The 25769-nt window shown below is 51.3% G+C and carries 22 protein-coding genes and 1 other RNA gene; 11 read left to right on the top strand and 12 right to left on the bottom strand.

Translation table 11 applies throughout. From position 1 onward, the window contains the following. Positions 1 to 18: 18 nt before the first annotated feature. Entirely contained in the window at positions 19 to 333 is a 315-nt protein-coding gene (locus tag OOT00_RS00905) for a hypothetical protein (protein WP_265423405.1), read from the bottom strand. 379 nt (positions 334 to 712) lie between these two features. Here OOT00_RS00905 and OOT00_RS00900 point away from each other — a divergent pair, with 379 nt between their 5' ends. Then, positions 713 to 1798 carry a sensor domain-containing diguanylate cyclase gene (locus OOT00_RS00900; protein ID WP_265423404.1) on the top strand — a complete coding sequence of 362 codons (1086 nt, stop codon included), beginning with the start codon at positions 713 to 715 and terminating at the stop codon, positions 1796 to 1798. Positions 1799 to 1822: 24 nt separating this feature from the next. Here the strand turns inward: OOT00_RS00900 and ffs are convergent. Then, positions 1823 to 1919: signal recognition particle sRNA small type (gene ffs, locus OOT00_RS00895), an RNA gene on the bottom strand. Between the two features lie 72 nt (positions 1920 to 1991). Here ffs and tilS point away from each other — a divergent pair. The 4 genes from tilS to OOT00_RS00875 all read left to right on the top strand — a co-directional run bounded on the left by tilS (position 1992) and on the right by OOT00_RS00875 (position 7676). Beyond that, positions 1992 to 3434, top strand: a complete 1443-nt coding sequence (gene tilS / locus OOT00_RS00890) for a tRNA lysidine(34) synthetase TilS (RefSeq protein ID WP_265423403.1) — start codon at positions 1992 to 1994, stop codon at positions 3432 to 3434. Between the two features lie 358 nt (positions 3435 to 3792). Continuing rightward, entirely contained in the window at positions 3793 to 5799 is a 2007-nt protein-coding gene (ftsH, locus tag OOT00_RS00885; protein WP_265423402.1) for an ATP-dependent zinc metalloprotease FtsH, read from the top strand. A 129-nt stretch (positions 5800 to 5928) separates the two neighbouring features. Then, complete coding sequence (gene folP / locus OOT00_RS00880) at positions 5929 to 6837, top strand: dihydropteroate synthase (RefSeq protein ID WP_265423401.1); 909 nt, start codon at positions 5929 to 5931, stop codon at positions 6835 to 6837. Positions 6838 to 6899: 62 nt separating this feature from the next. Then, entirely contained in the window at positions 6900 to 7676 is a 777-nt protein-coding gene (locus tag OOT00_RS00875) for a type III pantothenate kinase (protein WP_265423400.1), read from the top strand. Between the two features lie 64 nt (positions 7677 to 7740). On the opposite strand, the gene OOT00_RS00870 is transcribed toward OOT00_RS00875, so the two are convergent. Genes OOT00_RS00870 through OOT00_RS00855 form a run of 4 tightly spaced genes read right to left on the bottom strand, consistent with a single transcriptional unit; the run spans position 7741 to position 11114 of the window. Beyond that, positions 7741 to 8457 carry a zinc-ribbon domain-containing protein gene (locus OOT00_RS00870; protein ID WP_265423399.1) on the bottom strand — a complete coding sequence of 239 codons (717 nt, stop codon included), beginning with the start codon at positions 8455 to 8457 and terminating at the stop codon, positions 7741 to 7743. Continuing rightward, positions 8457 to 9632, bottom strand: coding sequence for a type IV pilus twitching motility protein PilT (locus tag OOT00_RS00865; RefSeq protein ID WP_265423398.1), 1176 nt, complete (start codon positions 9630 to 9632; stop codon positions 8457 to 8459). The genes OOT00_RS00870 and OOT00_RS00865 overlap by 1 nt, the downstream gene beginning before the upstream one ends. 36 nt (positions 9633 to 9668) lie before the next feature. Then, positions 9669 to 10751 (bottom strand): type IV pilus twitching motility protein PilT, encoded by a 1083-nt coding sequence (locus tag OOT00_RS00860; RefSeq protein WP_265423397.1) that lies wholly within the window; start codon positions 10749 to 10751, stop codon positions 9669 to 9671. 60 nt (positions 10752 to 10811) lie between these two features. Further along, positions 10812 to 11114, bottom strand: coding sequence for a YggT family protein (locus tag OOT00_RS00855; protein WP_265423396.1), 303 nt, complete (start codon positions 11112 to 11114; stop codon positions 10812 to 10814). 408 nt (positions 11115 to 11522) lie between these two features. On the opposite strand from OOT00_RS00855, the gene proC reads away from it, so the two are divergent. From proC to OOT00_RS00835, 4 genes are all read left to right on the top strand, one after another. Beyond that, positions 11523 to 12401, top strand: a complete 879-nt coding sequence (gene proC / locus OOT00_RS00850) for a pyrroline-5-carboxylate reductase (RefSeq protein ID WP_265423395.1) — start codon at positions 11523 to 11525, stop codon at positions 12399 to 12401. Positions 12402 to 12622: 221 nt separating this feature from the next. Continuing rightward, positions 12623 to 13330, top strand: coding sequence for a cytochrome c biogenesis CcdA family protein (locus OOT00_RS00845; protein WP_265423394.1), 708 nt, complete (start codon positions 12623 to 12625; stop codon positions 13328 to 13330). Positions 13331 to 13363: 33 nt separating this feature from the next. Beyond that, positions 13364 to 13783 carry a thioredoxin family protein gene (locus tag OOT00_RS00840; RefSeq protein WP_265423393.1) on the top strand — a complete coding sequence of 140 codons (420 nt, stop codon included), beginning with the start codon at positions 13364 to 13366 and terminating at the stop codon, positions 13781 to 13783. Then, complete coding sequence (locus tag OOT00_RS00835) at positions 13780 to 14397, top strand: NUDIX hydrolase (protein ID WP_265423392.1); 618 nt, start codon at positions 13780 to 13782, stop codon at positions 14395 to 14397. Before OOT00_RS00840 ends, OOT00_RS00835 begins: the two co-directional genes overlap by 4 nt. On the opposite strand, the gene OOT00_RS00830 is transcribed toward OOT00_RS00835, so the two are convergent. Beyond that, complete coding sequence (locus OOT00_RS00830) at positions 14330 to 14731, bottom strand: hypothetical protein (RefSeq protein WP_265423391.1); 402 nt, start codon at positions 14729 to 14731, stop codon at positions 14330 to 14332. The genes OOT00_RS00835 and OOT00_RS00830 overlap by 68 nt on opposite strands. Before the next feature lie 424 nt (positions 14732 to 15155). Between OOT00_RS00830 and OOT00_RS00825 the strand changes: the two genes are divergently transcribed. Then, entirely contained in the window at positions 15156 to 17249 is a 2094-nt protein-coding gene (locus OOT00_RS00825) for a ribonucleoside triphosphate reductase (protein WP_265423390.1), read from the top strand. 201 nt (positions 17250 to 17450) lie between these two features. Here the strand turns inward: OOT00_RS00825 and OOT00_RS00820 are convergent, their stop codons facing one another. From OOT00_RS00820 to OOT00_RS00800, 5 genes are all read right to left on the bottom strand, one after another. Continuing rightward, complete coding sequence (locus OOT00_RS00820) at positions 17451 to 18353, bottom strand: 3-hydroxyacyl-CoA dehydrogenase (protein ID WP_265423389.1); 903 nt, start codon at positions 18351 to 18353, stop codon at positions 17451 to 17453. Positions 18354 to 18602: 249 nt separating this feature from the next. After that, positions 18603 to 19676 (bottom strand): patatin-like phospholipase family protein, encoded by a 1074-nt coding sequence (locus OOT00_RS00815; protein WP_265423388.1) that lies wholly within the window; start codon positions 19674 to 19676, stop codon positions 18603 to 18605. Then, on the bottom strand, positions 19673 to 20164 hold the full coding sequence (locus tag OOT00_RS00810) for a PaaI family thioesterase (protein WP_265423387.1): 492 nt from the start codon (positions 20162 to 20164) through the stop codon (positions 19673 to 19675). Before OOT00_RS00810 ends, OOT00_RS00815 begins: the two co-directional genes overlap by 4 nt. Next, the gene (locus OOT00_RS00805; protein ID WP_265423386.1) at positions 20142 to 20786 is read right to left on the bottom strand and encodes a TetR/AcrR family transcriptional regulator; all 645 of its coding nucleotides are present in this window, start codon (positions 20784 to 20786) and stop codon (positions 20142 to 20144) included. The genes OOT00_RS00810 and OOT00_RS00805 overlap by 23 nt, the downstream gene beginning before the upstream one ends. Positions 20787 to 21017: 231 nt before the next feature. Beyond that, positions 21018 to 22463 carry an alanine/glycine:cation symporter family protein gene (locus OOT00_RS00800; protein ID WP_265423385.1) on the bottom strand — a complete coding sequence of 482 codons (1446 nt, stop codon included), beginning with the start codon at positions 22461 to 22463 and terminating at the stop codon, positions 21018 to 21020. Positions 22464 to 23145: 682 nt separating this feature from the next. Here OOT00_RS00800 and metE point away from each other — a divergent pair. Next, positions 23146 to 25440 (top strand): 5-methyltetrahydropteroyltriglutamate--homocysteine S-methyltransferase, encoded by a 2295-nt coding sequence (gene metE / locus OOT00_RS00795; RefSeq protein ID WP_265423384.1) that lies wholly within the window; start codon positions 23146 to 23148, stop codon positions 25438 to 25440. The last annotated feature ends 329 nt before the right edge of the window (positions 25441 to 25769 follow it).

The following is a 25769-nucleotide window of genomic DNA, read 5'->3' as shown; positions in this document are numbered from 1 at the left end:
CCTTTCTGGACTATCTGTTCAGCGGTATTTACCGCTGAACAGCCACCATTCACGGCATAAGAGTTCGATGCCGTCCGGGTCCTGGCTTTTTCCCAATGGTACGGAGGCTACTTCCTTTTTTGCCCTGCCGAAATAAGGTTCGGCGATACTGAATACCGACTCTTTTATACCCGCACCTCCACGGTGTGGTTCTTTTTTACCCGGTCTTTTTGCGCTTACCGAAACAAAATCTCCCGGATTCCCTTTTTCGCTTCGAAATGCAACTGGCCGTAATTTGCCGCCAGCCCCCATAAAAAACAATAAAATCAAAACACAACCAAAAAAACAATCCACACCCGACCACATTGGCACGCAGAGTGCATATTACCCAAACCAGAGTCCGCGTGATTACATGCGGATTCAAAGTCCCACCCCGGTCGGGTTTCGCCCATGGCGCAACCGATCCCACTACAAAAAACCGGCTTTCCGGTCCCCGTCTACTTCTCATCAATTCCCTGCCATACCGGGTGTCCCTTCGACCAGGACACCCGGTGGTATTCCCCCCCCCTTTCTACGACAACTGGTTTCATTCAAAATCGCAACCTTGCAAAAACGCCTCTCAAAAGACCGCTTCCTTCCATGCCCTTCTTCTTTGACTTGTCCTGCTTTCCCTGACTATAAGGTATGGTTTATGCTCAACTGTTTTTTTTCTTACTCAAAAACGAGGCGATCAATGGCCCCCATCACAGAAGAAACTGTTCAGGAGCTGGAATCCAAAGCACTTCTCGCCTGCCTTGAGGTTGGCAAACGACTCACGTCAACCCTTGATCTCAATGAAATCCTGCAGCTCATTATGGAAAAAATATGTACCTTTGTGATGGCAGACCACTGGTCCCTCCTGCTACGGGACGAGGAAACAGGGGAGTTACATTTTACAATTGTTGTTGGAGTGGAAAACGATAAGCTGCTTGGCGTACGGATTGAGCGTGGAAAAGGAATTGCAGGCCATGCAGCCGAAACCTGCCGGACTCTTTTTGTGGAAAACGCTCAGGAAGACCCCCATTTTTTTCCCGGTATCGACCAGACAACTGGCTTTGAGACAAAATCCGTATTCTGCCTGCCCCTTTGCATCCATGGCAAAGTTCTCGGTGTCATTGAAATTATCAATCTGGAAGATATCCGGACTTTTGAAACACGCCATCTTCCCATCCTCACCCTTCTGGCCGACTATGCTGCCATCGCCATACGCAATGCCCAGTTTCTGGACAAAATCCGCCTTCTCAGTATCACCGATGAATACACAGGGCTCTACAATGCCCGCTATATGCACCAAATTCTGGAAACCCTCATCCTTAAAGCAGAGAGTTGTGGCACAAAACTGGCTGTTGCTTTCATGGATATGGACCACTTTAAAAGCGTTGTGGACAGCAGAGGGCACCTGATGGGATCACGGGTACTACGGGAAGTAGGGCAGACCCTGAAAGAAAATCTGGGACATGGGGACATTGTTGCCAAGTATGGAGGAGACGAATATGTTATGATTTTTTCTGACTGCGGAAGGGAACAGGCTCAGGAAAAATGTTCCTCTGTGCTCACTGCGGTAAGAAACACCCTTTATCTTGCTGCATTCACAAACCAGCCAGGCATACGGGTAACGGCAAGCATCGGTTTTGCCATTTATCCCGATGATGCCCGAACCAAAAAAGACCTGCTTCTCCTGGCAGACCGCGCTATGTACCGTGTCAAAAGAGGCCGTAAAAATGCTGCGTCCTCCTGGAACCAGGAAGACGGAAAGGAGCCCTCCTTCAGGGAGGTATAAAAAAACAAACCCCCAAGGGTATCCTGGCCGGGGTCGAACCACGACACACACCGCTTCGCTTATCGCTGCTTCCTTCCGGATCTGACGAGGTTCACGAGAATGTGTTACGCAGCGGCCGGCCAGGATACCCCTGGAGGCTCATTTACTGGGCGAATATACAGATACTGGCCCTTCTTGACAAGGTATTCTTGCCATGTTGAAAAAAGAAAACATAAAAAAACCCTTGTATCCGCCATCACCCTTTCTCAAAAAAGTTCTGCAAACCATACGGGAATATAGCATGTGGCCCGACAATGCACGGGTACTCATTGCCGTATCCGGTGGAGCGGATTCCATGGCCCTCCTCCACGCGCTTATGGAACTTTGCCCTTTTCACGGAGCTTCCCTTGGCATTGCCCATCTCCATCATGGCCTGAGACCCGAAGCCTCGGAAGAAGAAACCTTTGTGGCTGACCATGCCCGAACCCTGGCCCTTCCATTTCACAGCAGAAAAGCCTCTCTGTCCATGGAATACCCCGACTGCAGTACCGAAGAAGCCGGGCGCATGGCACGGTATGCTTTCTTCGATCAGCTGCAAAAGGAGCGGGGCTATACCCACATAGCTACGGCTCACCATGCCGACGACAGAGCGGAACAGGTTCTCATGAACCTCATCCGAGGTTGCGGACCAGACGGACTTGAAGGCATTCCACCCATACGCCGGGGAGTCATTGTCCGTCCTCTCATCCATATGCAGAAATCCGAACTCATTCATTTCCTTATGGAGAGAGGAATCCCATGGAAAGAAGATTCCTCCAATAAAGATACGGTTTTCTTGCGAAACCGTATCCGTCATAAACTTCTTCCCTTCCTGGAAAAAGAATTCAATCCATCTATCCGCCGCACTCTACTGCGTACAGCTGCCATTGCAGAAAACGAAAATCAGTGGCTGGAAAACACCTCAAAAAATGCCTATCTGGAGTTGTTACTGGAAGAAACCTCAGACAAGGTCTCCCTAAGGGGAAAAAAACTTAGCAGCCAGCCTCCGGCCCTGCAGGCCCGTATTCTACGCCATGCTCTCTGTCACCTCCGGGGGAATCTCCAGGCCTTTGGCCAGCGACATCTGCAGAGCATTCAGCAGCTCCTGCACTCCAGCGAATCCGTGGAATGCCACCTTCCCGGAAGAATTCGTGCCCGCTATTCCATGGGAATCCTTGAGCTCAGACACATGCCCCACTCCCTCCGTATAAACAAACAGCTGCCTTCTTTTTCCTGTGACATTGCCCTCCCCAAAAGTCTTCCCGCCACAGTCCTCCTTCCCAACGGTTTTGGACGCCTTCTCATCCAGTCAGACCCTCCGGAAAACTCTTGCAAGGACCCTTTCACAGCCATACCCCACACTCTGTTTCCCCTTATTGTGCGCGTTCCCCTGCCCGGAGACCGTATGCGACCTTCAGGAAGGGGCGGATCCAGAAAAATTTTCCGCCTCCTCTCCGAGTCCTTTATTCCCAAAGAACTTCGAAGACAAAGGCCTGTCATCATACATCAGGAAGCCGTTATCTGGGTACCGGGACTGCCGCCGGATATCCGCATCGCTTTTGCGACAGAAAAAAACACCAGCCTCTGGCTGCTGTGGCAGAAAGAAGATCCGGTATGAAAATACGAAGAGTCTTCACGAAGCTCCCAAGGATATGCTATAAGATTCATATTATTTTACGGTCCTTGATTTTCCTGCCTCAACGGAATAAAAGGTCACCGTGAAAAAGCAGCACAGCAGATATCTGTCCTGTCTGACTTGCCTGCTGCAGGATCATGGTTACTATGTGCAGGACGTTTTGCCCGCACCTCATTCAGTGCCTGGCCGAACAACCGTATTGTATCCGCATCAGGATGCCGTAAATTCTGACACAGATCCGTACCCGATGCACTATCAGCAATCAGGCACCTGATTCAAAAGAAACACGGTTTTCGTCCACCACGTTTACGGACAAACTTCCACGCTCCAGGAGGGCGCATTGAACCCATTTTATAAAAATTTATCTCTGTGGCTCGTTATCATTCTTATGATGATCATGCTCTATAACATCTTCAACCAGCCTCAGTATGCCGAGGAAAACATTGGCTACTCTGACTTTTTGACCATGGTGGACAGAGAACAGATCGCCAATGTCACCATACAGGGCAACGACCTGCTAGTGGTCACCCAAACGAATCAGCGTTTCAAAGTCTTTACCCCCGATGATCCGGATCTCATTCCCATGCTCCGGGCTAAAGGCGTTGCCATCAAAGCCAAACCACCCGCAGAATCACCTTGGTTTGTTTCTGTTCTGGTTTCCTGGCTCCCCATGCTGCTTCTGATCGGTGTCTGGATTTTTTTCATGAGACAGATGCAGGGTGGCGGCGGCAAAGCCATGAGCTTTGGAAAAAGCAAAGCACGCCTTATGGACGAAAATACAACCCGTGTCACCTTCACAGACGTGGCGGGTGTGGAGGAAGCCAAGGAAGAACTTCAGGAAATTGTTGATTTCCTGAAAGATCCTAAAAAATTTACCCGTCTGGGCGGGCGTATCCCCAAGGGGGTTCTTCTCACAGGCTCTCCCGGCACAGGAAAAACTCTTCTGGCCCGTGCTGTGGCAGGTGAGGCAGGCGTTCCCTTTTTCAGTATTTCCGGCTCAGACTTTGTGGAAATGTTCGTGGGCGTAGGTGCCTCCCGCGTCCGCGATCTCTTTAACCAGGGCAAAAAAAATGCCCCCTGCATTATCTTTATCGATGAAATTGATGCCGTAGGCAGGCAGCGCGGTGCAGGTCTCGGCGGCGGTCATGACGAGCGGGAACAGACCCTGAACCAGATGCTTGTAGAAATGGACGGTTTCGAATCCAATGAAGGGGTTATCCTCATCGCTGCCACCAACCGGCCTGATGTTCTCGACCCCGCCCTCCTTCGACCCGGACGTTTTGACAGGCAGGTAGTGGTTCCACTCCCCGATATTGCAGGCAGGGAAGCCATACTCCGCGTTCACATGAAGAAATCTCCCATAGCAAGGGACGTCAATATAAAAAGCCTTGCCAAGGGGACACCGGGCTTTTCCGGTGCAGACCTAGAAAATATGGTCAACGAAGCAGCTCTTATTGCAGCCAAACGCAACAAAGACGCCCTTGACATGAAAGATTTTGAAGATGCCAAAGATAAAGTATACATGGGTCTTGAGCGCAAATCCAATGTCATGAGCGAAGAAGAAAAAAGGGTCACTGCCTACCATGAAGCAGGCCATGCCCTTGTGGCACGGCTGCTGCCTTTCACCGATCCGGTAAATAAAATAACCATCATTCCAAGGGGTAGAGCTGCAGGCATCACCTGGTTTCTGCCGGACGAAAGCGTTTTCAGATATAAAGATCAGCTGGTTAGCGGCCTTTCCGTAGCCTTTGGCGGCAGAGCTGCCGAAGAAATTATCTTCAAACGCATCAGCACGGGTGCTGCCAATGATATCAAACAGGCAACGGATGTGGCCCAACGCATGGTCCGCTCCTGGGGCATGAGCGATGACCTCGGCCCCATCTCCTATGCCAAAGGAGATGAACAGATTTTTCTTGGCCGTGACATCGGTCAGAACCGGGATTATTCCGATGAAACCGCGCGTAAAATTGATACGGAAATATCTGCTTTCATCCACGGAGCCTATCACCGGGCTTTGGATGTTCTCACAGACAATCTGGAGATTCTGCACAAACTTGCGGAGATGCTCCTCGACAAAGAAACCGTATCCGGCAAAGAACTGGATGAACTGATCCTTTCACTGCGTCCGGACATTGAGTTTCCATCGCACCTGCCTGAAATCGATGAAGAAGACTCCCTCTTCGATCCTCCCCAGCAGGAAGGCTTCACTCCTTCCGATGGCGACAACGATGCGGGGGCGGAAGACAACCTTAACATGCCTGAGCCAGAAACTGATTCAGGGCCTGAAGAGGAAAATGAAAGGCCGGAGTCAGACAAAAACAGCTCCTCTGAAGACCGCAAATCCTGACAGAACCTGATACCCGGGCAGAAAATTCTTCAGAGCTTCACCGAGCCTGACGCAGCACATGATTGTTACGGGTCTTTTTCTTCCCTTGCGGTAGAAAAAGACCCGTCTTTTTTCAGCAGGGAGCCACCCATGACAAACCGCATACCAGACCCGGATTCTGCCCGCCTGATCCTGCCGGATCAATGTACCCTTATGGGAATCGTGAACTGTACCCCTGACTCATTTTCCGATGGAGGCCGTTTTCTTGCCTTGGAAAAAGCCCTTGATCATGCCCGTCGGCTCATGGATGAGGGAGCAGGCATACTGGACATCGGAGGAGAATCCACCCGCCCCTTTGCCAGTCCCGTTTCTTCGGAAGAAGAATGCCGACGGGTCATTCCTCTCCTCCGTGAGCTGAGAAAAGAAAGCACGATTCCCCTCTCCATCGATACCCGCAAGGCCAGCGTTGCCAAAGCTGCCATTGAAGCCGGTATCGACATGGTCAACGACATATCCGCACTGGCAGATCCGGATATGCTGTCCCTATGTGCTGAAGCAGGGGTTCATGTGGTGCTCATGCATATGCAGAACGACCCCCAGACCATGCAGATTGCTCCTCAGTACAAACATGTTGTAAAAGAAGTGAAAAATTTTCTCCGGATAAAAGTTGAGCTGGCCGTAAAAGGTGGCATCGCAGCAGACCGCATTCTCATTGATCCGGGCATCGGTTTCGGAAAGACGCTGGAAGACAACCTGAAACTGATGGCTCATCTTAACGATCTGAAAGAGCTTGGCTGCCCATTACTGCTGGGTACTTCACGCAAACGCTTTATCCGGACCATCACCGCCCGCAATGGCAGAGAACCGGACACTCTTTCTCCAGAAGTCCTTGCCGGTACCCTGACAACAGCCATCCTTGGCGTGCAGAGCGGAGCGAAGGTACTTCGGGTTCACGATGTGGCTGCCACCCGCGCCGCTCTGGAAGTAAACCGCGCCATTACCCTTGCGGGGCAGCCTTGTGAAAGAAACGCGGGAATCCTTCCCGCAGATCTTTCTTGACAAAACGCTTCGTATGCCGGAATGTTTCCACGCTTTTTTTCCTACCACTGTGAGGAGGCACCATGCTGCTGGTCATTGACGTTGGCAACACCAATACTGTCATCGGAATTTTTCAGGGTGAGACACTTCGGAAAGACTGGCGGATCCCATCCCGGCGGGATACCACTCCGGATGAATTTCACGTTCTGGCAAGAAATCTGTTTCAGGATGCCGACATCCCACTCACGGCCATCAGCAAGACCATAGTGTCCTGCGTTGTGCCACCCATGATTCCTGTTCTGGATGCCTTCTGCCGCCGTCATATACCCGGCCCTGCTCCGCACTGGGTGGGACCTGCATCCGTTAAAGGCTGGATGCCCATCCTCTACACCAACCCATTGGAAGTCGGTGCAGACCGGATTGTCAATGCCGTTGCGGCCTACCACCGTTACCCGCAGGCACTTATCGTCATCGACTTTGGAACCGCCACCACCTTTGATGTCATCTCCCCGGAAGGAGCCTACCTCGGTGGGGCCATCTCACCCGGCATTGCCATTGCCGCAGACGCCCTCTTTCAACGGGCCTCCAAGCTCCCAAGGGTTGCCCTTTTCAATCCGCCAGCCAGCATCATCGGCAAAGATACCGAAACCAGTCTCAAGTCAGGCATCATTCATGGCTATGCCGCTCTTGTGGACGGTATGGTGGACAAAATACGTTCAGAAATGACAGGCTCTGTCAAAATTATTGCCACGGGAGGCCTTGCTCCGCTCATGCAGGAAGTTTCCCGAACCATAGAAATCGTGGACAGCACCCTTACCCTTGAAGGACTACGGCTTCTAAGTGAAAGAGCCCCCCTTTAAAACCGAAAGGCCATGGGTGACTTTCCACCCGTGGCCTTTACCCCTTCATAATCAGAAAAACATCTCAACGCCGCCCATACTCTTTCATGGCATCCAGAAAAACCTCATAAAAACGCTGGTGATCGGCCAGACCCTGCCCCAGAAGACGCTCCATCTCCGGCAGGTGCCGTACATTCAGGACCAGATTCACGCTCCTCACAAAAGCCACAAGAGAATCCAGAGTACTGTGGCCTTCCGACAGCATGAGCACGAACATCTCCCTGCGGATGGACATAGAAAGTCGTTCCAGATACAAAAGAACGGGATTGCGTGTTTCATCCCCTCCTCCGAAGGTCTCATGAACAAGGACCAGCCGACATGTATGCATACGGAGATTCTTCAACGCCTCATGGGGAGCAGCTGCCACAAGTACCTGATACTCCATGAGTTCCAATGCCATCCGAAGCTGCTTCTGCAGATTGAGGTCCTCCACACAAACCAGTGCCAGGTCTCCCTCTTCCTCAGCAAATACCAGTGATGCGGAGGGTCTCTCCATCTCACCTGCCATCGGATCCGGTAAAAAAGAACTTCCCTGCTCTGTATGTTCACAACTCTTGCTTACGCTTTCTGCGGAAGCCTTTGTTTCCACGTCATCAGCCGATGCGGTAAAAGAAGATCGATGACCACATTTCGGGCAGGTGAGGCCCACTGTTTTTCCCGCCGGGATCTTGTCTTCGGGTATACGAAATGACGCTGCACACCCATCACATACCACAACTATCACCCCTTCTTCGGCAACCATCAGAAGCCCTCCCGCCGGCCATACCCCCGGTCAATTTCCAGGTTGTCGATGTCCGTTGTTTTCTCTCCACGGGCAGCTTTCACCCTGTCAATCCCCCGGGCAACCACCTCCCGCTTGGAGGCATAGGCCAGTGCCGTTGTTTCCGTAATCAGACCCCTCTCGTACAACTCAATGATGGAATCATCAAACGTACACATGCCGCGGTGACGACCGGCCTGAATCATTTCATAAAAAGTCTTACCTTCGGACTCACCATTCATGATAACGTCTTTAACCCGAAGACTGGTGCCAAGAATCTCGAAAGCAGCCACGCGCCCCCCGCCAACTTTAGGGAGAAGACGCTGACACACTATCCACTTCACCGAATCCGCAAGGCGAATCCTCATCTGCCGCTCTTCTTCACTTTCAAACATACCAATAATACGGTTAATGGTTTTTCCCGCATCCACCGTATGCAGAGTCGTCAGAACAAGATGCCCCGTTTCCGAGGCTCGGAGACCAATTTCAACAGACTCACGGTCCCGCATCTCTCCCACAAGAATCACTTTGGGAGCCTGACGCAAAGCTGCCCGTAGCCCCGTGATATAGTCAGGAAAATCCAAACCATATTCCCGCTGGTTGAAGGTAGATTTTTTCTGGGGGTGCTGGTACTCAACAGGATCCTCAAGGGTAACCACATGCACTTCCTGGGTATTATTGATGGCATCGAGCATGGCGGCAAGACTGGTTGACTTACCGGAACCCGTGGCGCCGGTAACAAAAATCAAACCGTTTTTTTCAGCCGCTATCCTGTGAAAAACCTCCGGCAGTCTAAGGCTGTCAATGGTTGGAATCCGGGCTTCCAGTTTCCGCAGTACGGTTGAATAATTGCCACCGGACTGGGAAAATACGTTCACACGGAATCTTGCCTTGCCCGGAAGGCCGTAGGAAAGATCGCAGGAACCTTCCTGGACCAACTGACGCGCCATACGACGGTTTCTACCTATCAGGGTCAGTGCCAGCACTTCCGTCTGATAGGGCGTCAGAGATGGCAGAGCCGGCTCCATGGGCACTCCCATAAGCCTGCCATCACTTTCCACCTGAGGTGGACGACCGGCGGTAAAATTCAGATCCGACACATTCTGGCGATAATCCAGCATCTGTGTCAGTATATGATCTATTTCCTGCTTTCTCATGGATGCGAACCCCTTTCCGGCAACCTCTTTTACCCGTCACACCTCTGTAAAATCCAAAGGTGGATTTTTGAGAAAATTGACAAAACGGGCTTTTTCATTGGCTTTGGCATACGCGTCATCGGCAGAAATCAAGCCCTTTGTATAAAGGTTCATGATGGCATCATCCAGAAGCTGCATGCCATATTTCTTACCGGTCTGAACCATGGAAGCAATCTGATAGGTCTTGCCTTCCCGGATCAAATTCCTCACCGCCGGATTGGCTATGAGAATCTCCATGGCTGCAATGCGACCTTTCTGATCCACTCTTTTAAAAAGAGTCTGGGAAATCACTGCCCTTATGCTGTCTGCCAGGGTGGAACGAACCTGAGCCTGCTGGTTGGCGGGAAACACTTCAATAATACGGTCAATGGTTTTCGCCGCACTGTTTGTATGCAGGGTAGCCAACACCAGATGTCCCGTACTCGCAGCTTCTATGGCAAGGGATATGGTTTCGAGATCCCTCATTTCACCCACCAGAATGACATCCGGGTCTTCACGCAGGGCTCCCCTCAGCGCGGCAGAAAAACTCCTGGTATGGGTTCCCACCTCTCTGTGGTTCACCAGGGCACTCTGGCTTTTGTGTACAAATTCTATGGGATCTTCCACCGTGATAATATGGTCTTTACGGTGACGATTGGCCACATCCAGAATAGCGGCAAGAGTTGTGGACTTACCGGAACCTGTGGGCCCTGTCACCAGCACCAGCCCCCGGGGCAACAGAGCCAGTTTTGAAATCACCGCTGGCAGGCCCAGCTGTTCCGCAGTCAGAATGGTTGTGGGAATTTCCCTGAAAACCGAACCCACACCATTCCTTTGCATAAAAAAGTTCGCCCTGTAACGAGCAAGACCTTGAATTTCATAACCAAAATCCACATCTCCGGCTTCTTCAAAAGCTTTGATCTTATCTTCCGGGCATATTTCATACAGCATGGAGCGGAGCTCGTCATTCTCAAGGACCTTATACTTTATCCGCTCCATCTCTCCATTGATACGCAGGGCCGGGGGCTGACCAGCCACAAGATGTAAATCCGAAGCACCCTGATCGTGCATGAGTTTGAAAAAAGCATCAATTCTTGCCATATTTCTGTTTCTGCTCCGTAAAAAGGTTCATGCAGGCTCCGGGCTTCCCCTCCTGCTTTGTTATCCGCCCATCATTTTCGCCATGTTATACAGTGAGGACACCAGCATCTGCTGAAGAAAAACAATACCGAGAATGATGATAATGGGAGAAAAATCAATTCCGCCAAACTGCAGCGGAATCAATCTCCGGACCCTGTCCATCACAGGATCTGTTACCTGATGCAAAAAGCGTACAATGGGATTGTAAGGATCCGGGTTCACCCAGGAAAGCAGTGCCCTGGCAATGAGAATCCAGACATAAATGGTCAGTATCATTTCCGTGATTCTGGCAAGAGCCATAAAAAAATTGCCCAGCAAAAACATTTTTCTACCTCATCGTCTGTGTCTTTGTCAGGGAAGGATTCCGGTATTCCGGCACAAACATTCTTCCCGGAAGATTTCTGTCTTTACCCTTGCAACAACTTCAGGGGAGGAAACGGGATACTCTTTTTCAGATAACCGCATGGGACTATTACCATACGGCATCCCCCCGAAACCGTCAAGAATCCGGAAAACTCCCCTGACTTTCCCTGTACCCGATGCATGGCAGGTATTGACAGAAAGTGCATGGTGCAGTCAGATAATAAATGAGACAATGGAACTATTTTACATCGCCGTACCGGGAACTGACAAAAAAAGTCAAAAAAACCGCCTTTTTTTGTCAGTCTTCCCATCCACATTGTCAAACGAAACCGAACTCCAACGCCATTACCCATCGAAAGGACTTTTTCCGTGCCCTCCATTCTTTCCCAAAAAACCATCGGTTTTATCGGTGCAGGTAACATGGCCCAGGCCATGATCCAGGCCCTGCGCCATAACTCAGGTATCTCCGCAGATCAGATTCTTGCCGCCGATCCGGGGGAGCACCAGCGCAATCTTGTTGCCAGCAAATTTCAGATCCGTTCTGTCACAGACAACGCAGAGGTTTTTGATAAGTCAGACATTGTAATTCTGGCTGTCAAACCTCAACAGCTCCCCTCCGTCATTCATGAACTCACCCAGGATCCGAGATACACGGAGAACAGGTCGAGAAAACTGATTATATCCATTGCTGCAGGCATACCACTTCCCACACTAGAACACCATCTCACAGCATCCCTCACGGCCCATGCCAAAGAGCTCATTGTACCCATACGCATCATGCCCAACACACCCGCCCTTGTGGGATGCGGCATGTCCGGTCTCAGCCGTGGTCCGGGAGTCCGGGATGAGGACATGGAACTTGCCATGACCATGGCAGGTTCTATGGGCAAAGTCTGTGTTCTCCCGGAAACTCTCATGGATGCGCTCACAGCCCTTTCCGGTTCCGGGCCGGCCTATCTTTTCCTGCTCGCTGAAGCCATGATACAGGCAGGAACAACCCTTGGAATCTCCAATGATGATGCCCTTACACTCACCGTGCAGACCCTGAAAGGAGCCATAGCCCTTATGGAAAACGGCGGGGCAGATACAGCCACGCTCCGACAACGGGTTACCTCTCCCGGCGGAACCACCGCTGCGGCCCTGGCCATACTGGAAGAGGGGGGCTTTACGGATCTTGTGACCCGGGCCATTACCGCTGCAAGAGACCGTTCCCGGGAACTTTCCAGCCGGGAACCGGAAACACCGTGATGCTTTTTCTGTAACCTTTTTACCAGACAGTGCTCAATGTCTGTGCAAGGACAGATATCCTGCTGCATGCGTACCTGACCGGGACACTATCATCAACGGAGCCATACGGTAGCCCCTCCCGGATTCTTTCAAGGGGAACCCTGAAAATGTACACATCCATCCGGGATTCTTCCTCTCAGAAGAATAACAGCCGTCAACATTTTTCAAACCATGGAGTTTTCATGCCTTTTGTGGAGCCCGTATCCCTTGCCGCCGCCTTCACCGCAGGACTTCTTTCCTTTCTTTCCCCCTGCATCCTGCCCTTAATACCGGCATATTTCAGCTTCATTTCCGGTGTTTCCATTGAAGAATTTTCCCAGGGTCCTTCATACGCAGCGCAGCGCAGAATACAGGTTTCCACCCTGGGCTTTATCGCTGGTTTTTCCGTTGTTTTTATTGCGCTCGGCGCTTCCGCCAGCTTTCTCGGGCAGCTGGTTTCAGGGAACGGCACCTGGCTTCGCCTTACCGGTGGGAGTGCCGTTCTTATTTTCGGTCTTCACCTTATGGGCCTGATACGAATACCCCTTCTTCATACCGAAAAACGCATTCATCTGCGCAGCCGCCCCGTGCACGCCTTAGCCGCTTTTTTTATCGGCATGGCCTTTGCCGCCGGCTGGAGTCCCTGCATCGGCCCCCTGCTCGGCTCTATTCTTGTCATTGCAGGTACAAAAGAAAGTATTTATCATGGAGTTGTGCTCCTGTCCGTCTACGCTGCCGGGCTGGCCATGCCCTTTCTCCTTCTGTCCTTTGCCGCCGCCAGACTGATGGCATTCGTCCGCAAGGCCAAGCCCTTTGTCAAGGCTGCCAACGTAACAGGCGGTATTCTGCTGGTAGCTACGGGCATTTTGCTCATGACCAATCAGATGGGAAAACTGGTTTTCATCCCCTGACTTCACCCAACCCTATGTTGCAAGGAGACATTCATGCCTACGGTCCGCACGCTCTGCATCTGCCTTCTTTTCCTTCTTTCAGTCTCAGCGGCCAGTGCTGCCGAACCTCTTACATGGACATCCTATGAGGACGCCAAAACCAAAGCAGCTTCCGAGAATAAGCACATCTACCTTTACTTCCACAGCCCTCAATGCTCCTGGTGCCGCACCATGGAAACAAAGACCCTCGCCAATGAAGACGTCAGGGCATACCTGAACGCCCATTTTATACCCGTGAGCATTCATGTGGACCGAAACCAGGCACTCGCTGACAAGTTCAAAGTAAATGGCATTCCCGCCAATATATTTCTATCCCCGGAAGGGCAGGGACTTTTCAATAGGCCCGGTCATATTCCTCCAGAAACATTTCTGCGCATACTGCAAATAATCCATACCGGAAGACATGGACAATGAATTCTTTTGGCAATTTTTACAGAGATATCGTACTGAACCAGCCCCATCCCGCTCCACCGGCTCAACGGACACGGCCTGCAGCCGTTTCCTTTCTCATCACCCCCGGAGAAAAAGAGAACCGCCTTCTGGCCATACAGAAGGCGGCTCATCCCGGCTACACATGGGCAGGTCAGGTGGCTCTTCCCGGAGGGCATGTGGATCCTGAAGACCAAAGCCCAACCCACACGGCCCTTCGCGAATTGAAAGAAGAACTGGCCATACCGGCTGATCAGGTAACAATCATCGGCTCCATGGGGCACTTCATGACCTTGAACAATGTCTGCATTGAAGTCCTGGCCGGCTGGTGGAATGGATCAGGCCCCATCCACCCTGATCCTTCAGAAATCAGCAGAGTTTTGGATATTTCATTAACCCATCTCATGGAAATTCATTTAGAAAAGGGTTTTGCAGGACGGGAGCCCGACTGGACAGAACTGCGCTACCCTCTGGATGATGCGGTTATCTGGGGAGCAACAGCCCGGATCATCCACCACTTCATGGAATGCCTCATTTCCCCTGACAGCCATCTCCTGACATTTTCCGCCGGAAGACCCTCAAGGTCATCCGCACCATGATCCACCCACTGATCATACTCATGGACAAAGGCATCCCTATATAAAGGGGCCACGCTTCACGTTTCAGTGCTTCCAGCACCCCCACCATACCAAAAATCAGAACCGGCAACAGCAGCCAGAAGACCACCCGACATACAAAACCCGTATCATACCAGGGTATCATATGCTGCCGGTGTACCGGTTTTCTTTCCCATCCCATGAGGCCTCCTCCATGAATATGATCCTCAACTGCTCCCCCTGTTACGCGGCCGCCCATGAACCAGAATGCAAGTCCATGCACGAAAAAAGCAACCTGAACATGGCCGGAATCAGCAGCTCCGCAAATGGTCAGCATGAACCATTCCAAAACCTTTTTCAAGCAGGAGAAACCCTTTTTCCCAACCCACCATCCCCTCCACACCAAAGAGCTCATACAACGGATCCGCCCAGAACGAATTAAGGGACTCACGCAGTAAAAAAACAAGATGGGGTGAGCCATCTCTTCAGCCATGGCATGGCCGTCAGATTTTTTTCCCTTCCGCCTGTACCAGCTTTTTTTTATTCAAAAAAACCACATAGATCCCAATCGCACCACAACATAAAGGAAAAAAATATTCCAAACACCAATATACAGACTTGACTTCCCGTGGTCTCTTCCCTATCTTGGCAAAGAAAAGGACTTCTTCCTCCCCGCAAAACGGGAGCCTGCTGATCAAACAAGCCTCTGATACCTTGTCCTGCAATCACCGCAGCCTAACCCCTATTCCCAGAGAGATGCCATGCTCGAAAGTATTAAAAAACGCAACGGTCGCATTGTTGAGTTCGACTCCTCCAAAATCACAGCAGCCATTACCAAGGCTGGTAAAGCAACGGCCGAATTCGGAGAGCGCGAGGCCCGCAAACTTACCCTCCGGGCGCTCACACTGATCAAGGACATGCGCCTTGGCCCTTCTCCGGATGTGGAATCCATTCAGGATATAGTGGAAAGGGTGCTGCTGGATTCTCCTTACCTGCAGACGGCCAAAGCCTATATTATTTACAGGGAGCAGCGCAGCCAGCTACGCAACATCGTCACCCGGGTCAACGGTGACCTCGTGGACAACTATCTGAAGCAGATGGACTGGAAAATCCGGGAAAACAGCAACATGAGCTACTCGCTTCAGGGGCTGAACAACTACATTTCCTCCGACATCACGGCTGAATACTGGTTGAACCGCATCTATCCCCCGGAAATACGCAGAGCCCACAAGCAGGGGGATATTCACATCCATGACCTGAGCCTCCTTTCCGTTTACTGTGTGGGCTGGGATCTGCAGGATCTGCTGCGTCAGGGCTTCAAAGGAGTTGCCGGCAAGGTGGAAAGTGCTCCTCCCCGTCATTTCCGGACAGCTTTAGGGCAACTGGTCAATTTTTTCTATACCCTCCAGGGCGAAGCCGCCGGTGCTCAGGCCGTATCCAATTTTGATACCCTCCTGGCCCCCTTTATCCGTTACGACGAACTCGACTATGCCGATATCAAGCAGGCTCTCCAGGAATTTGTATTCAACATCAATATACCCACAAGGGTAGGTTTTCAGACACCTTTCACCAACATCACCATGGATCTCAATGTCCCTTCCATTCTGAAAGATGTGCCTGTGATTATCGGTGGCAGGGATATGGATATAAGCTACGGAGATTTTCAGGCTGAAATGGACCTGCTCAATCAGGCCTTTGCAGAAGTCATGATGGAAGGGGATGCACGGGGGCGCGTTTTCACCTTCCCCATACCCACCTACAACATCACCAAAGACTTTGACTGGGAAAACCCCCGTATGACAGCCATATGGAAAATGACAGGCAAATACGGCATTCCCTACTTCTCTAATTTTGTTAACTCCGATATGAACCCAGATGATGCACGGTCCATGTGCTGCCGCCTGCGCCTTGATAACCGGGAACTCCGCAAAAGAGGCGGCGGACTTTTTGGCGCCAATCCCCTTACGGGTTCCATCGGTGTTGTCACCATCAACCTGCCCCGCATCGCCTATCTGGCTGATACGGAGGAGGAATTTAAAAAGCTTCTGGATACCACGATTGAGCTGGCAAGGGACTCCCTTCATATCAAACGCAAAGTACTGGAACGTTTCACCGATGGCTGCCTCTACCCCTACTCCAAATTCTATCTCCGCCACATCAAGGAAAGAACCGGCGTCTACTGGAAAAACCACTTCTCCACCATCGGCATCAACGGTATGAACGAAGCCTGCCTCAATTTTCTCGGGGAGGATATTTCCACAGAAACAGGGAAGAACTTTGCTCTTTCCATCATGGACCACATCCGCATGAGGCTTGAGGAACTCCAGAATGAAACCGGAGATATTTTCAATCTGGAAGCCACGCCAGCAGAAGGCACTTCCTATTCCCTCGCTTTAAAAGATAAAAAGATGTATCCTGAAATTCTTTGCGCCAATGAAGAAGATTTCAAAGAAGGAGGCGATCCCTTCTATACCAACTCCACCCATCTTCCGGTCAATTTCTCCGAAGACCTTTTTGAAGTCCTTGATCATCAGGATGACCTCCAGGCCAAGTACACGGGAGGAACCGTTCTGCACACCTTCCTCGGAGAAGAAATCCGGGATCCTCTTGTTACACGCAACCTTGTCCGGAAAATAACGAACAATTACAAGCTTCCTTATTTCACCCTGACCCCCACCTTCAGCGTATGCCCTTCCCACGGCTATATGCGGGGAGAGAAAAAAGCCTGCACTACCTGCCAGGGACCCACGGAGGTCTATTCCAGAGTTGTGGGCTATCTCAGACCGGTAAACCAGTGGAATAACGGCAAACAGACAGAATTCCGCATGAGAAAAACCTTCAAGGATGCCATGTAAGCCGGTTTCTCCACCCAAACCGCCGGTGCCGTGAATCCGTGAACGACCTTCCAATACCCTAAGAACGCTAAAGCCCTCCACATGGAGGGCTTTGGTATCACAGCAAACCGGGCTCATCAGGCCTGATGGAACAGCAAACGATAGCGTTATGAAACCAGCCAAGCCCAATGAACATATGTTTTATTAGCAAAGAAAACCTGCCTATTGGCTACCCTCCAGAAAATCTGGCCGGCTCCAGGCAGGAGAAGGATAGGAATAAAACCCCTCACCCGTCTTTGCTCCAAGCCTGCCCTCATCCACAAAAGGACGAAGATACGCCGCATTGGCTTTGGCCTGAGAAGCCCGGGTCACGGAAGCCCAGTAGTCTGTAATTTTCCATACCGTTTCCAGTCCAACCTGATCCATCATGCCAAAAGGTCCGATGGGCATCTGCATAACGCCCATCCATGAGCGATCCACATCTTCGGGACTGGCCACATCCCTCGCCGCAAGGGTCAGAGCAGAACCAAGCAAAGACATAAACATGGAATTAAATACATAGCCCGGATTCTCCTTTTTCATTTCAATGGGTATCATGTGGATAGCCTCCACAAACCTCCGGATGGCGCCCATGGTTTCCCCGGAGGTTCCCGGGTGAGGCATGATGTCCACAATTCGGTCCACCTCCGGATTATGAAAATGCAGGGCCGCGAAACGATCCGGACGTCCTGTAGCATCGGCAAACATGGAGGGCATCAGAGAAGAAGTATTCGTTGTAAAGACAGCGTGTTCAGGACAAAGCTTGTCAAACTCACCAAAAACTTGCCCTTTCAGAACAGGATCTTCCGGAATGGATTCGCTGAGAAAATCCACATCCTGAGCGGCCTGAACCTTGTCCGTAAAATATGCGATCCGCCCACGGACGAGCGATTCTTCCTGAGATGTTATACGCCCCCTTGAAACGGCTTTTGCAATAATGCGCTCCATACCCTGGCGAGCATCGGACAGAACTCCTTCGCTAATATCATAGATACGCGTATCAAAACCCGCTGCTGCGGACAGGAAAGCGATTTTCCTGCCCATGGTGCCGCTGCCAACAATCAGAACCCTCTGAACCTGCATCATACTGCCTCCTTATTATGTCTCTTAAAAAAAACGGAACCGGCAAACGCCAATGTACGACCATTTCATCCGAGACCTCTGCCCTTTTCACCATAGTGGACGGACATACCGACGGGCTAACATGCAGGCCACCTATCGGCAAGGTACTGCCTGAAAACCTTACGATGTCTGGCCAGCCCTAAGGGCTATGCGGGTTACGGCTTTTTTCCTCCTCTGGTGCTCCAGCACACTCCGGGAGCACAGCTGTCGGATTCAGGCATCCATGCCCATGGGCTGTATACAATCTTCGATACGCCCATTTTCAAGAGCTTCAAGGAAGGCATCACCGAGACGCCGGCTCTCTGCCACTGCCTTTTTCCAAAAGGAGAGCCTTGCGGCATCATTGCCCTCAAAAACCTTGAAATCTCTTCTGTCCGGAATCCGACCAAAGGGAAGTTTTTCCACATATTCCGATGATGGTGCCAGCAGGAGAACATCGGCAAGATCCATTGCCGATGCCCGGCGACGTGGCATTCTTTTATCAAACCAGCCCGGTATGACTTCCGGATAGAAATGAGGATACAGAACAATACCCTCCTCAAGCTCCTCCGGAGGCAAGGGGTGATAGTCCACAAGCCCACCATCCCTGAACGTTCCTTCCCCGGCTCCTGGAATTTCTGGAACACCACTCATCAGAAAAGGGATGGACCCTGTGGCAAGAAGGGCAGAACGAAAATTTTCCGGAGTCAAAGGAACGGATGAAGCACCATTAAAAGCACCGTTTACCAGGCTTTCCTCCCTTGGGTCATGAAAAATAACCCGGTCAAAACGGCGGATATACTGGGACCGGCCCTTCCAATTCACGGTAAACGCCATACCCAGCCCCCACGCCAGTGCCATGGCATTTTCCGAAGCAAGGGCACCATTGCAGCGAATGACCGAGAGGTGCAACCGGAACTTCGGATGGGAAAGGATCTCCCTGGCTGCTCCGGGAGGCAAAAACGCATCGACAATACGCAGAGCTTCCTGGTCTACGTGGCGTCTGCGCACAGGTTTTTTATAAAACTGATGCATATAGGCATGGGCCAGAAAATCAAAGGCTGCCCGTGGATCTTTTCGGGTTGCCGCTGCCAGCTTCCATGCTCCGATACTGGTTCCAAAAAATGGAACCGGTCGGGACGATCCGGTAAGAAAATCTGAAAAAACGGCAACATCCAAACCATGGATGCCCAGCCATTTGGCGGCACCGGAAGCTCCGAGAACCAGGCGTACATCATCAGGCCCCAGACCTTTCTCCCGAATACGCTTATAGGCTCTGGGGCCGGCAAGAAAAAGAAGCGGCTTCATGCACTCCTCCACATACTTTCATTCATGGCTTCCAGCATATGAGCCGGAACCAGATCTTTCCGGATGAAATCTTCCGTCGTAAAAAGGGCAAACAGACCCGAACTTTCCGCACAGACATCGCCGGACATGTTGCAGATTTCTGCCTTGAGTCCAGCCTTCTTAGGAGAAACACGTTCATTCACAAAACTTTGAACCCGAATCTCTTCTCCAATGTGAACCGGCTTTTTAAAACGCACCGTCATCTCCTGGGTAAGAATAAAATGCCCGGTAAGATGAATGGCTGCCCAGCTCATGGCTTCATCGAGTATGGTAGCCAACACCCCCCCATGAACCAGCGTATGCCAGCCCCTCAGGTGGTCGGGGATCACCAGCCGGGATTTCACCCGTTCTCCGTTGGAAAAAAAACGCATATGCAGTCCATGGGAATTCCCCTGACCACAGGCAAAACAATGGGGATCAATATTCTTAAGAGCTCTCCACTCCGCCACTACCAAAACCTCCTTCGTATAAAACCATAACTTCTGGTGATGCTCCGAGAATGATCAGGGCGGCGCGCATCATGGCCTGCCTGTGGGCCTCTTCACTGCCTCCAAAGTGGTGACGAAAATAATGAGACCCCTCACTAAGGGACAAGAGGGCCGAAACAGATGCCGGAACATCCCTGACCGAGACCACGCCCGCAGCGGCAGCGGCTGCAACTTCTTTTTCCAGAAAGCGCCTGTACTTCCCATAAAGATGGTCGACACGACGGGCAACCTCCTGATTTCTCCTGGCAATGGCAAGGAAGGAATAGACAACGGAAGGAGCCACGGCACCGTACCAGGATGGCCCCCATATGGTTGCCAGTATCCTCAGAAGTCTCTCACCCGGAGCACCATCCCGGGGAAGACTGCCGATGAGCGCACCATAGGTTTCCAGAACCTGATCCACAAGCTCCATGAGCATTTTTTCCTTGGTTCCGAAATAATGAATCACCAGGCTGGGATGAATACCTGCCCGTGCCGCAACCTTGGCAACCGATGCGTTTTCTATGCCCTCTTCCCGTATGGCAGCATAAAAGGCATCAAGAATAACGGGCTTTCTTTCCTGAGCATTCTGTCGTTTCCGCAATATAATTGATCCTCCCCATAGTTATTCAATGGATGTTTAATAAAAAAATCACTTATCTGCAAGAATAAAAATAAAAAAAGGGGGTCCCATCCCGTCTCCGGCACGACACCCCCATCCACCGATGCTCACGCATCTCCATCAGGGCAGATAATCTTATTCATCATACGTAACAGCACCCGAAACTCCCTCATTCATGCGCGGGCGGATACCGAAGCTGGTTTTCCTGCCCTTTCAAGGGCGCACATCCCGAAAATACTCCTGAGTATACCGGACAACCACCGGGGTTAATACCAGAAGAGCCACAAGGTTCGGGAAAGCCATCAGCCCGTTGAAAAGATCCGCAAGCCCCCATACCAACTCGAGTTTCAGCGTGGCTCCAATGGCAACAAACACAACATAACATACCCGATAGGGCAGTACGGCTTTTTCTCCAAGAAGATACTCTATGGATTTTTCACCATAATAGCACCATCCAAGCATGGTTGAATAGGCAAAAAGTATCAGGCCGCAGGTAACAATATAGGAACCCAGTCCGGGAAGTGCCAGTTCAAAAGCACCCGCCGTAAGAGAAGCGCCCGTGGCTCCGGAAGACCATGCACCCGTCAGGATCAGAACGAGACCCGTAAGGGTGCATACAACCAGTGTATCGATGAAGGTCTGGGTCATGGACACCAGAGCCTGTGTGACGGGATGAGCCGTCTGGGCTGCAGCAGCGGCGATGGGAGCACTGCCGAGGCCTGATTCATTGGAAAAAAGTCCCCTCGAAACCCCCATTCGTATGGTGAGCATGAGAACGGAGCCCGCAAAGCCACCCGTAGCAGCCATTGGTGAAAAGGCATGGACAAAAATCAGCCTGAAAGCCTCTGGAATCTCTCTCGCAAACAAAAGAAGTACGGCTATGGAAGCCACCATATAAAAAACAATCATCACAGGAACCAGAATACTGGTGACCCTTCCGATGGTTTTTATGCCTCCCAGAACCACTGTGGCCACCAGCACCATCAGCACAAGTCCCGTAATCCACACAGGAACACCAAAAGTAGTGCGAACCGCATCCGCAACGGAATTTGACTGTACCATATTACCGATTCCAAAGGCTGCCACGCTGGCAAAAAACGCAAAAAGCACAGCCATCCACTTCCAGCCGACTCCTTTGGCAATATAGTACATAGGCCCACCGCGCATCTGACCTTTTTCATCCTTTTCTCGATAGACGACGGCCAGAACGGCTTCGGCATATTTCGTTGCCATGCCCAGAAGCCCTGTCACCCACATCCAGAAAAGAGCCCCCGGCCCTCCAATGGCAATGGCCGTTGCAACACCAGCAATATTACCGGTACCAACCGTTGCGGACAGTGCCGTCATCAGCGCCTGAAAATGGGAAATATCTCCATCCTCCTCCTCATCTTCCCTGCGTTTGACAAGGGCAAGATAGAGAGCATGCATAAGGGCTGAAATCTGAATGCCCCGCAATGCCCAGGTCAGCCAGAACCCTGTTCCAACCAGAAGGACGAGCAGTGGGGCTCCCCAAACAAAGGAGCCGGCAATGGTTACCCACTCTTCCAGGCTGTCCAACCATGATGCGTTCATAGATGCATATTCTCCTTTTGCTTCATCCTTATTAATGCAGGGATCTCCTGCAAACCAGTCAAAGGCTGCTCCAGCCCGCTTGTTCAACAGGACTGGCTCCATCCAAATCTTTACGGCGCCTATTCCACATTATTGCATCCTGTTCATCAGCCTGAGATACTGGCTATAAAATCAGGCCGCTCGCCCCTGTTTCCGCCCCTGCCTGATCTCACAGCATAAAAGGCCCCACACAAGGCCGGAATCCGGAAAAAGAAAATTTCTCTCTGGCCCGATCCTTTGCATTGAAGGCTGACCGGAGAAAATTACCATACGGCACGTTTCTTTCCATATCCGTGGCAAGCCGTACCCCGCTTTTGCTGCCGGTAAAAAGGCTGCGGGGCACAAAGAGCCCATCAAACCCGGTTCAGTGAGCGCTCTGCTTTTTTATCGGAACCCATAAAGGCACATCCAGTGCATGGAGGGGGTATAAGCCAGATTATTTTCATGCGCAAGTGTTTTTTGCCATCCCATTCGTCCCTGCACCTCTGATTTTATTCCGTAAATTACCTGGCCTCCTTTTAGAATTCACTGGATTACCCTTCATCATAAAGGATGCTATCATCTGAACCATCCTCTTCCAGCAGCCATAAACAACCCTGAACACCGCCCTTCTCTCTGCACTCCATAACACCAAAATTTTTCTGATGATGGGGACAAAACCTGAAAACCCTTGCACACTTCAATAAATCAATATATCCTGATATAAAAAACTACTCATAAAGGAGCAGGCATGTTGACAGTTACCACCATAGGCTACCCAAGAATCGGGAAAAACAGGGAGCTGAAAAAAGCCGCAGAACGATACTTTCAAGGATCCGTCACGGCAGATGAACTGCTGCAGGAAGGAAAAAATCTCCGCTGGCAGCACTGGCAGAAACAGCATGAAAAGGGCATTCAATCCGTACCTTCCAACGACTTTTCCTACTATGACACCCTGCTGGATACGGCATTTCTTTTCGGCATGATCCCGGAACGTTTCCGTTCCCTGCCCCAGGACCCCATAATCCGCACCTTTGCCATGGCAAGGGGGTATGAAAAAAACGGCCACAAAGCCAAAGCCCTTGCCATGAAAAAATGGTTTACAACCAATTACCACTATATGGTCCCTGAGGTAGACGACAGCAGCACCATCGGCCTTATGGGGCACAAGCCCCTCACGGAGTTTAAAGAAGCCCTTGCATACGGCTTCCATACAAGGCCTGTTCTTCCAGGGCCCTACACACTTTTACGCCTTACACGCTTCTCCGGCAAAACCTCAGCCCAGACAATCGCAGCCCCCTTGATCGAAGCATACCGGAAACTCATACGGGCACTGGGCGCAGCTGGAGCCACATGGGTACAGCTGGATGAGCCCTGTCTTGTTACGGATGTAAGCGAGGAAGACCAAGCCTTTTTTATTTCCCTGTACGAATCCCTTGCCGATCCCGATGCCGGCGTCAGCCTTCAGCTACAAACCTATTTCGGTGATGCCAGCCCCCTGTTAAAAACCCTGTATGCGCTTCCGGTTCAGGGCATAGGGCTTGATTTTGTGGAAGGGATCTCCACCATCACAAGCCTTGAGCAGGAAGGCTTTCCTGAAGACAAAATTCTCACCGCAGGGATCATCAACGGCCGCAACATCTGGCGCAATAATTATCAAAAAAGTCTGGCTCTTCTCCGCCGCATTGCAGCCATCGTCTCTTCCGATCGTCTTGTCCTGGCTCCATCCTGCTCCCTGCTGCATCTTCCCTACTCTCTGGGACCTGAAACCGACCTCAGCCCTGAAACGCTCGGGGCACTTGCCTTTGCTGAAGAAAAGCTCGAAGAACTGACAGAGATTGCCACTCTTTTTGGCGAAGACAAGGCGGAGTTCCATCCTCTCTTCCTGCAGAATCAGCAGAGACTGGAGCAGGCAGCCCGCATCCCGGGGCGGGTCCTGCCCGATGTACGACGCAAAACAGAACCCTTGAAAGGACAAGGATTCCGCCGTTTTCCCGATGAGGCCACCCGCAGGGCAAGTCAGTCTCAACGACTGAAGCTTCCCCTTTTTCCCTGCACCACCATCGGATCCTTTCCTCAGACCGCCGACATACGCTCCAGGCGCAGGGCCTTCAAAAATGGCGACATCAGCATGGAAGAGTACACATCATTCATTCAACAACGCATACGGGATACCATTCTGTTGCAGGAATCCATGGGCCTTGATGTTCTCGTTCACGGAGAATTTGAACGCAACGACATGGTCGAATTCTTCGGAGAACAGCTGGAAGGCTTTCTTTTTACAAAAAACGGATGGGTACAGTCCTATGGTACCCGGTGTGTCAAACCTCCCGTTCTCCTAGGAGATGTAAACAGGCCCCGGCCCATGACCGTTGACACATGGCAATTTGCTCAGAACTGTACGGAAAAACCCGTAAAAGGAATGTTAACGGGACCGGTCACCATTCTAAACTGGTCATTTGTCCGTGAAGACATCAGTCAGCAAGACTGCCTGTTCCAGCTGGCACTGGCCATAAGAGATGAAGTTCTGGACCTTGAAGCCCGGGGTTGTGCGATTATACAGATAGATGAAGCCGCATTAAGAGAAAAACTGCCTTTGAAAAAGAACCAGTGGGAAAGTTATCTCACAGCTGCGGTCAATGCCTTCCGGCTCTGCCATGACGGGGTGCGCCCGGATACCCAGATCCATACCCATATGTGCTACAGTGAGTTCGGTGATATTCTGGACGCCATTGATACCCTTGATGCAGATGTCATTACCATTGAAGCATCCAGAAGCGCCTTGAGCCTTGTGGATCAGCTGCGCCAGCACCCCTATCCCAGAGATATCGGGCCGGGTGTCTACGATATCCACTCTCCTCAGGTTCCAGACAAAAATGAAATTCTTCATACCCTGCAGGTACTGCTCGACGTCATTGATCCGAAACGCCTCTGGGTCAACCCCGATTGCGGACTCAAAACCCGCAGGGAAGAGGAAGTAAACGCTGCCCTCAGGGCCATGGTGACCGCTGCACACGAGCTGAGACAAGATTTCGGGGCCTCATGACCCAACCCGCTTTTTTATTCAGATCGAGTTGAATTTCAGGGCCACAAAGCTCTGGCCCTCTTTCTCATTTACCCCTTGTTTCAGGGCTGACCGTACTCGTTTAGCCCTGAAACAAGGCGAGGAAACCTGCCCTCAGATCCTGTAAAACCGTCTCTCCCATCACAGCGAAAGGGTAAGGGGAAAAACGTATCAGAAAATGGCTCCTTGACCGGCCGGATCCCAACCTGTCTTATGCCGGAGCCATACCAAGAAACCCTGCCACTCCAGCCAGACCGGCCGAATTATTCACTTTCAAAATTTTACGGACCCTGCCCCCCATAGTATTATCT

The organism is Desulfobotulus pelophilus (assembly GCF_026155325.1).
Taxonomy (GTDB): Bacteria; Desulfobacterota; Desulfobacteria; order Desulfobacterales; family ASO4-4; genus Desulfobotulus; species Desulfobotulus pelophilus.
Note: the sequence above shows the minus strand (reverse complement) of the source record. Positions and strands in the feature narration are given on the sequence as shown.

Bases quoted from the DNA above. Each gene is read 5' to 3' on its own strand.
- OOT00_RS00870 (WP_265423399.1), bottom strand. From the start codon at position 8,457: ATGGTTGCCGAAGAAGGGGTGATAGTTGTGGTATGTGATGGGTGTGCA.
- tilS (WP_265423403.1), top strand. From the start codon at position 1,992: ATGTTGAAAAAAGAAAACATAAAAAAACCCTTGTATCCGCCATCACCC.
- OOT00_RS00900 (WP_265423404.1), top strand. From the start codon at position 713: ATGGCCCCCATCACAGAAGAAACTGTTCAGGAGCTGGAATCCAAAGCA.
- OOT00_RS00840 (WP_265423393.1), top strand. From the start codon at position 13,364: ATGCCTACGGTCCGCACGCTCTGCATCTGCCTTCTTTTCCTTCTTTCA.
- folP (WP_265423401.1), top strand. From the start codon at position 5,929: ATGACAAACCGCATACCAGACCCGGATTCTGCCCGCCTGATCCTGCCG.
- OOT00_RS00835 (WP_265423392.1), top strand. From the start codon at position 13,780: ATGAATTCTTTTGGCAATTTTTACAGAGATATCGTACTGAACCAGCCC.
- OOT00_RS00865 (WP_265423398.1), bottom strand. From the start codon at position 9,632: ATGAGAAAGCAGGAAATAGATCATATACTGACACAGATGCTGGATTAT.
- OOT00_RS00845 (WP_265423394.1), top strand. From the start codon at position 12,623: ATGCCTTTTGTGGAGCCCGTATCCCTTGCCGCCGCCTTCACCGCAGGA.
- OOT00_RS00830 (WP_265423391.1), bottom strand. From the start codon at position 14,731: ATGCTGACCATTTGCGGAGCTGCTGATTCCGGCCATGTTCAGGTTGCT.
- OOT00_RS00820 (WP_265423389.1), bottom strand. From the start codon at position 18,353: ATGATGCAGGTTCAGAGGGTTCTGATTGTTGGCAGCGGCACCATGGGC.
- OOT00_RS00825 (WP_265423390.1), top strand. From the start codon at position 15,156: ATGCTCGAAAGTATTAAAAAACGCAACGGTCGCATTGTTGAGTTCGAC.
- OOT00_RS00815 (WP_265423388.1), bottom strand. From the start codon at position 19,676: ATGAAGCCGCTTCTTTTTCTTGCCGGCCCCAGAGCCTATAAGCGTATT.
- OOT00_RS00855 (WP_265423396.1), bottom strand. From the start codon at position 11,114: ATGTTTTTGCTGGGCAATTTTTTTATGGCTCTTGCCAGAATCACGGAA.
- OOT00_RS00875 (WP_265423400.1), top strand. From the start codon at position 6,900: ATGCTGCTGGTCATTGACGTTGGCAACACCAATACTGTCATCGGAATT.
- metE (WP_265423384.1), top strand. From the start codon at position 23,146: ATGTTGACAGTTACCACCATAGGCTACCCAAGAATCGGGAAAAACAGG.
- OOT00_RS00860 (WP_265423397.1), bottom strand. From the start codon at position 10,751: ATGGCAAGAATTGATGCTTTTTTCAAACTCATGCACGATCAGGGTGCT.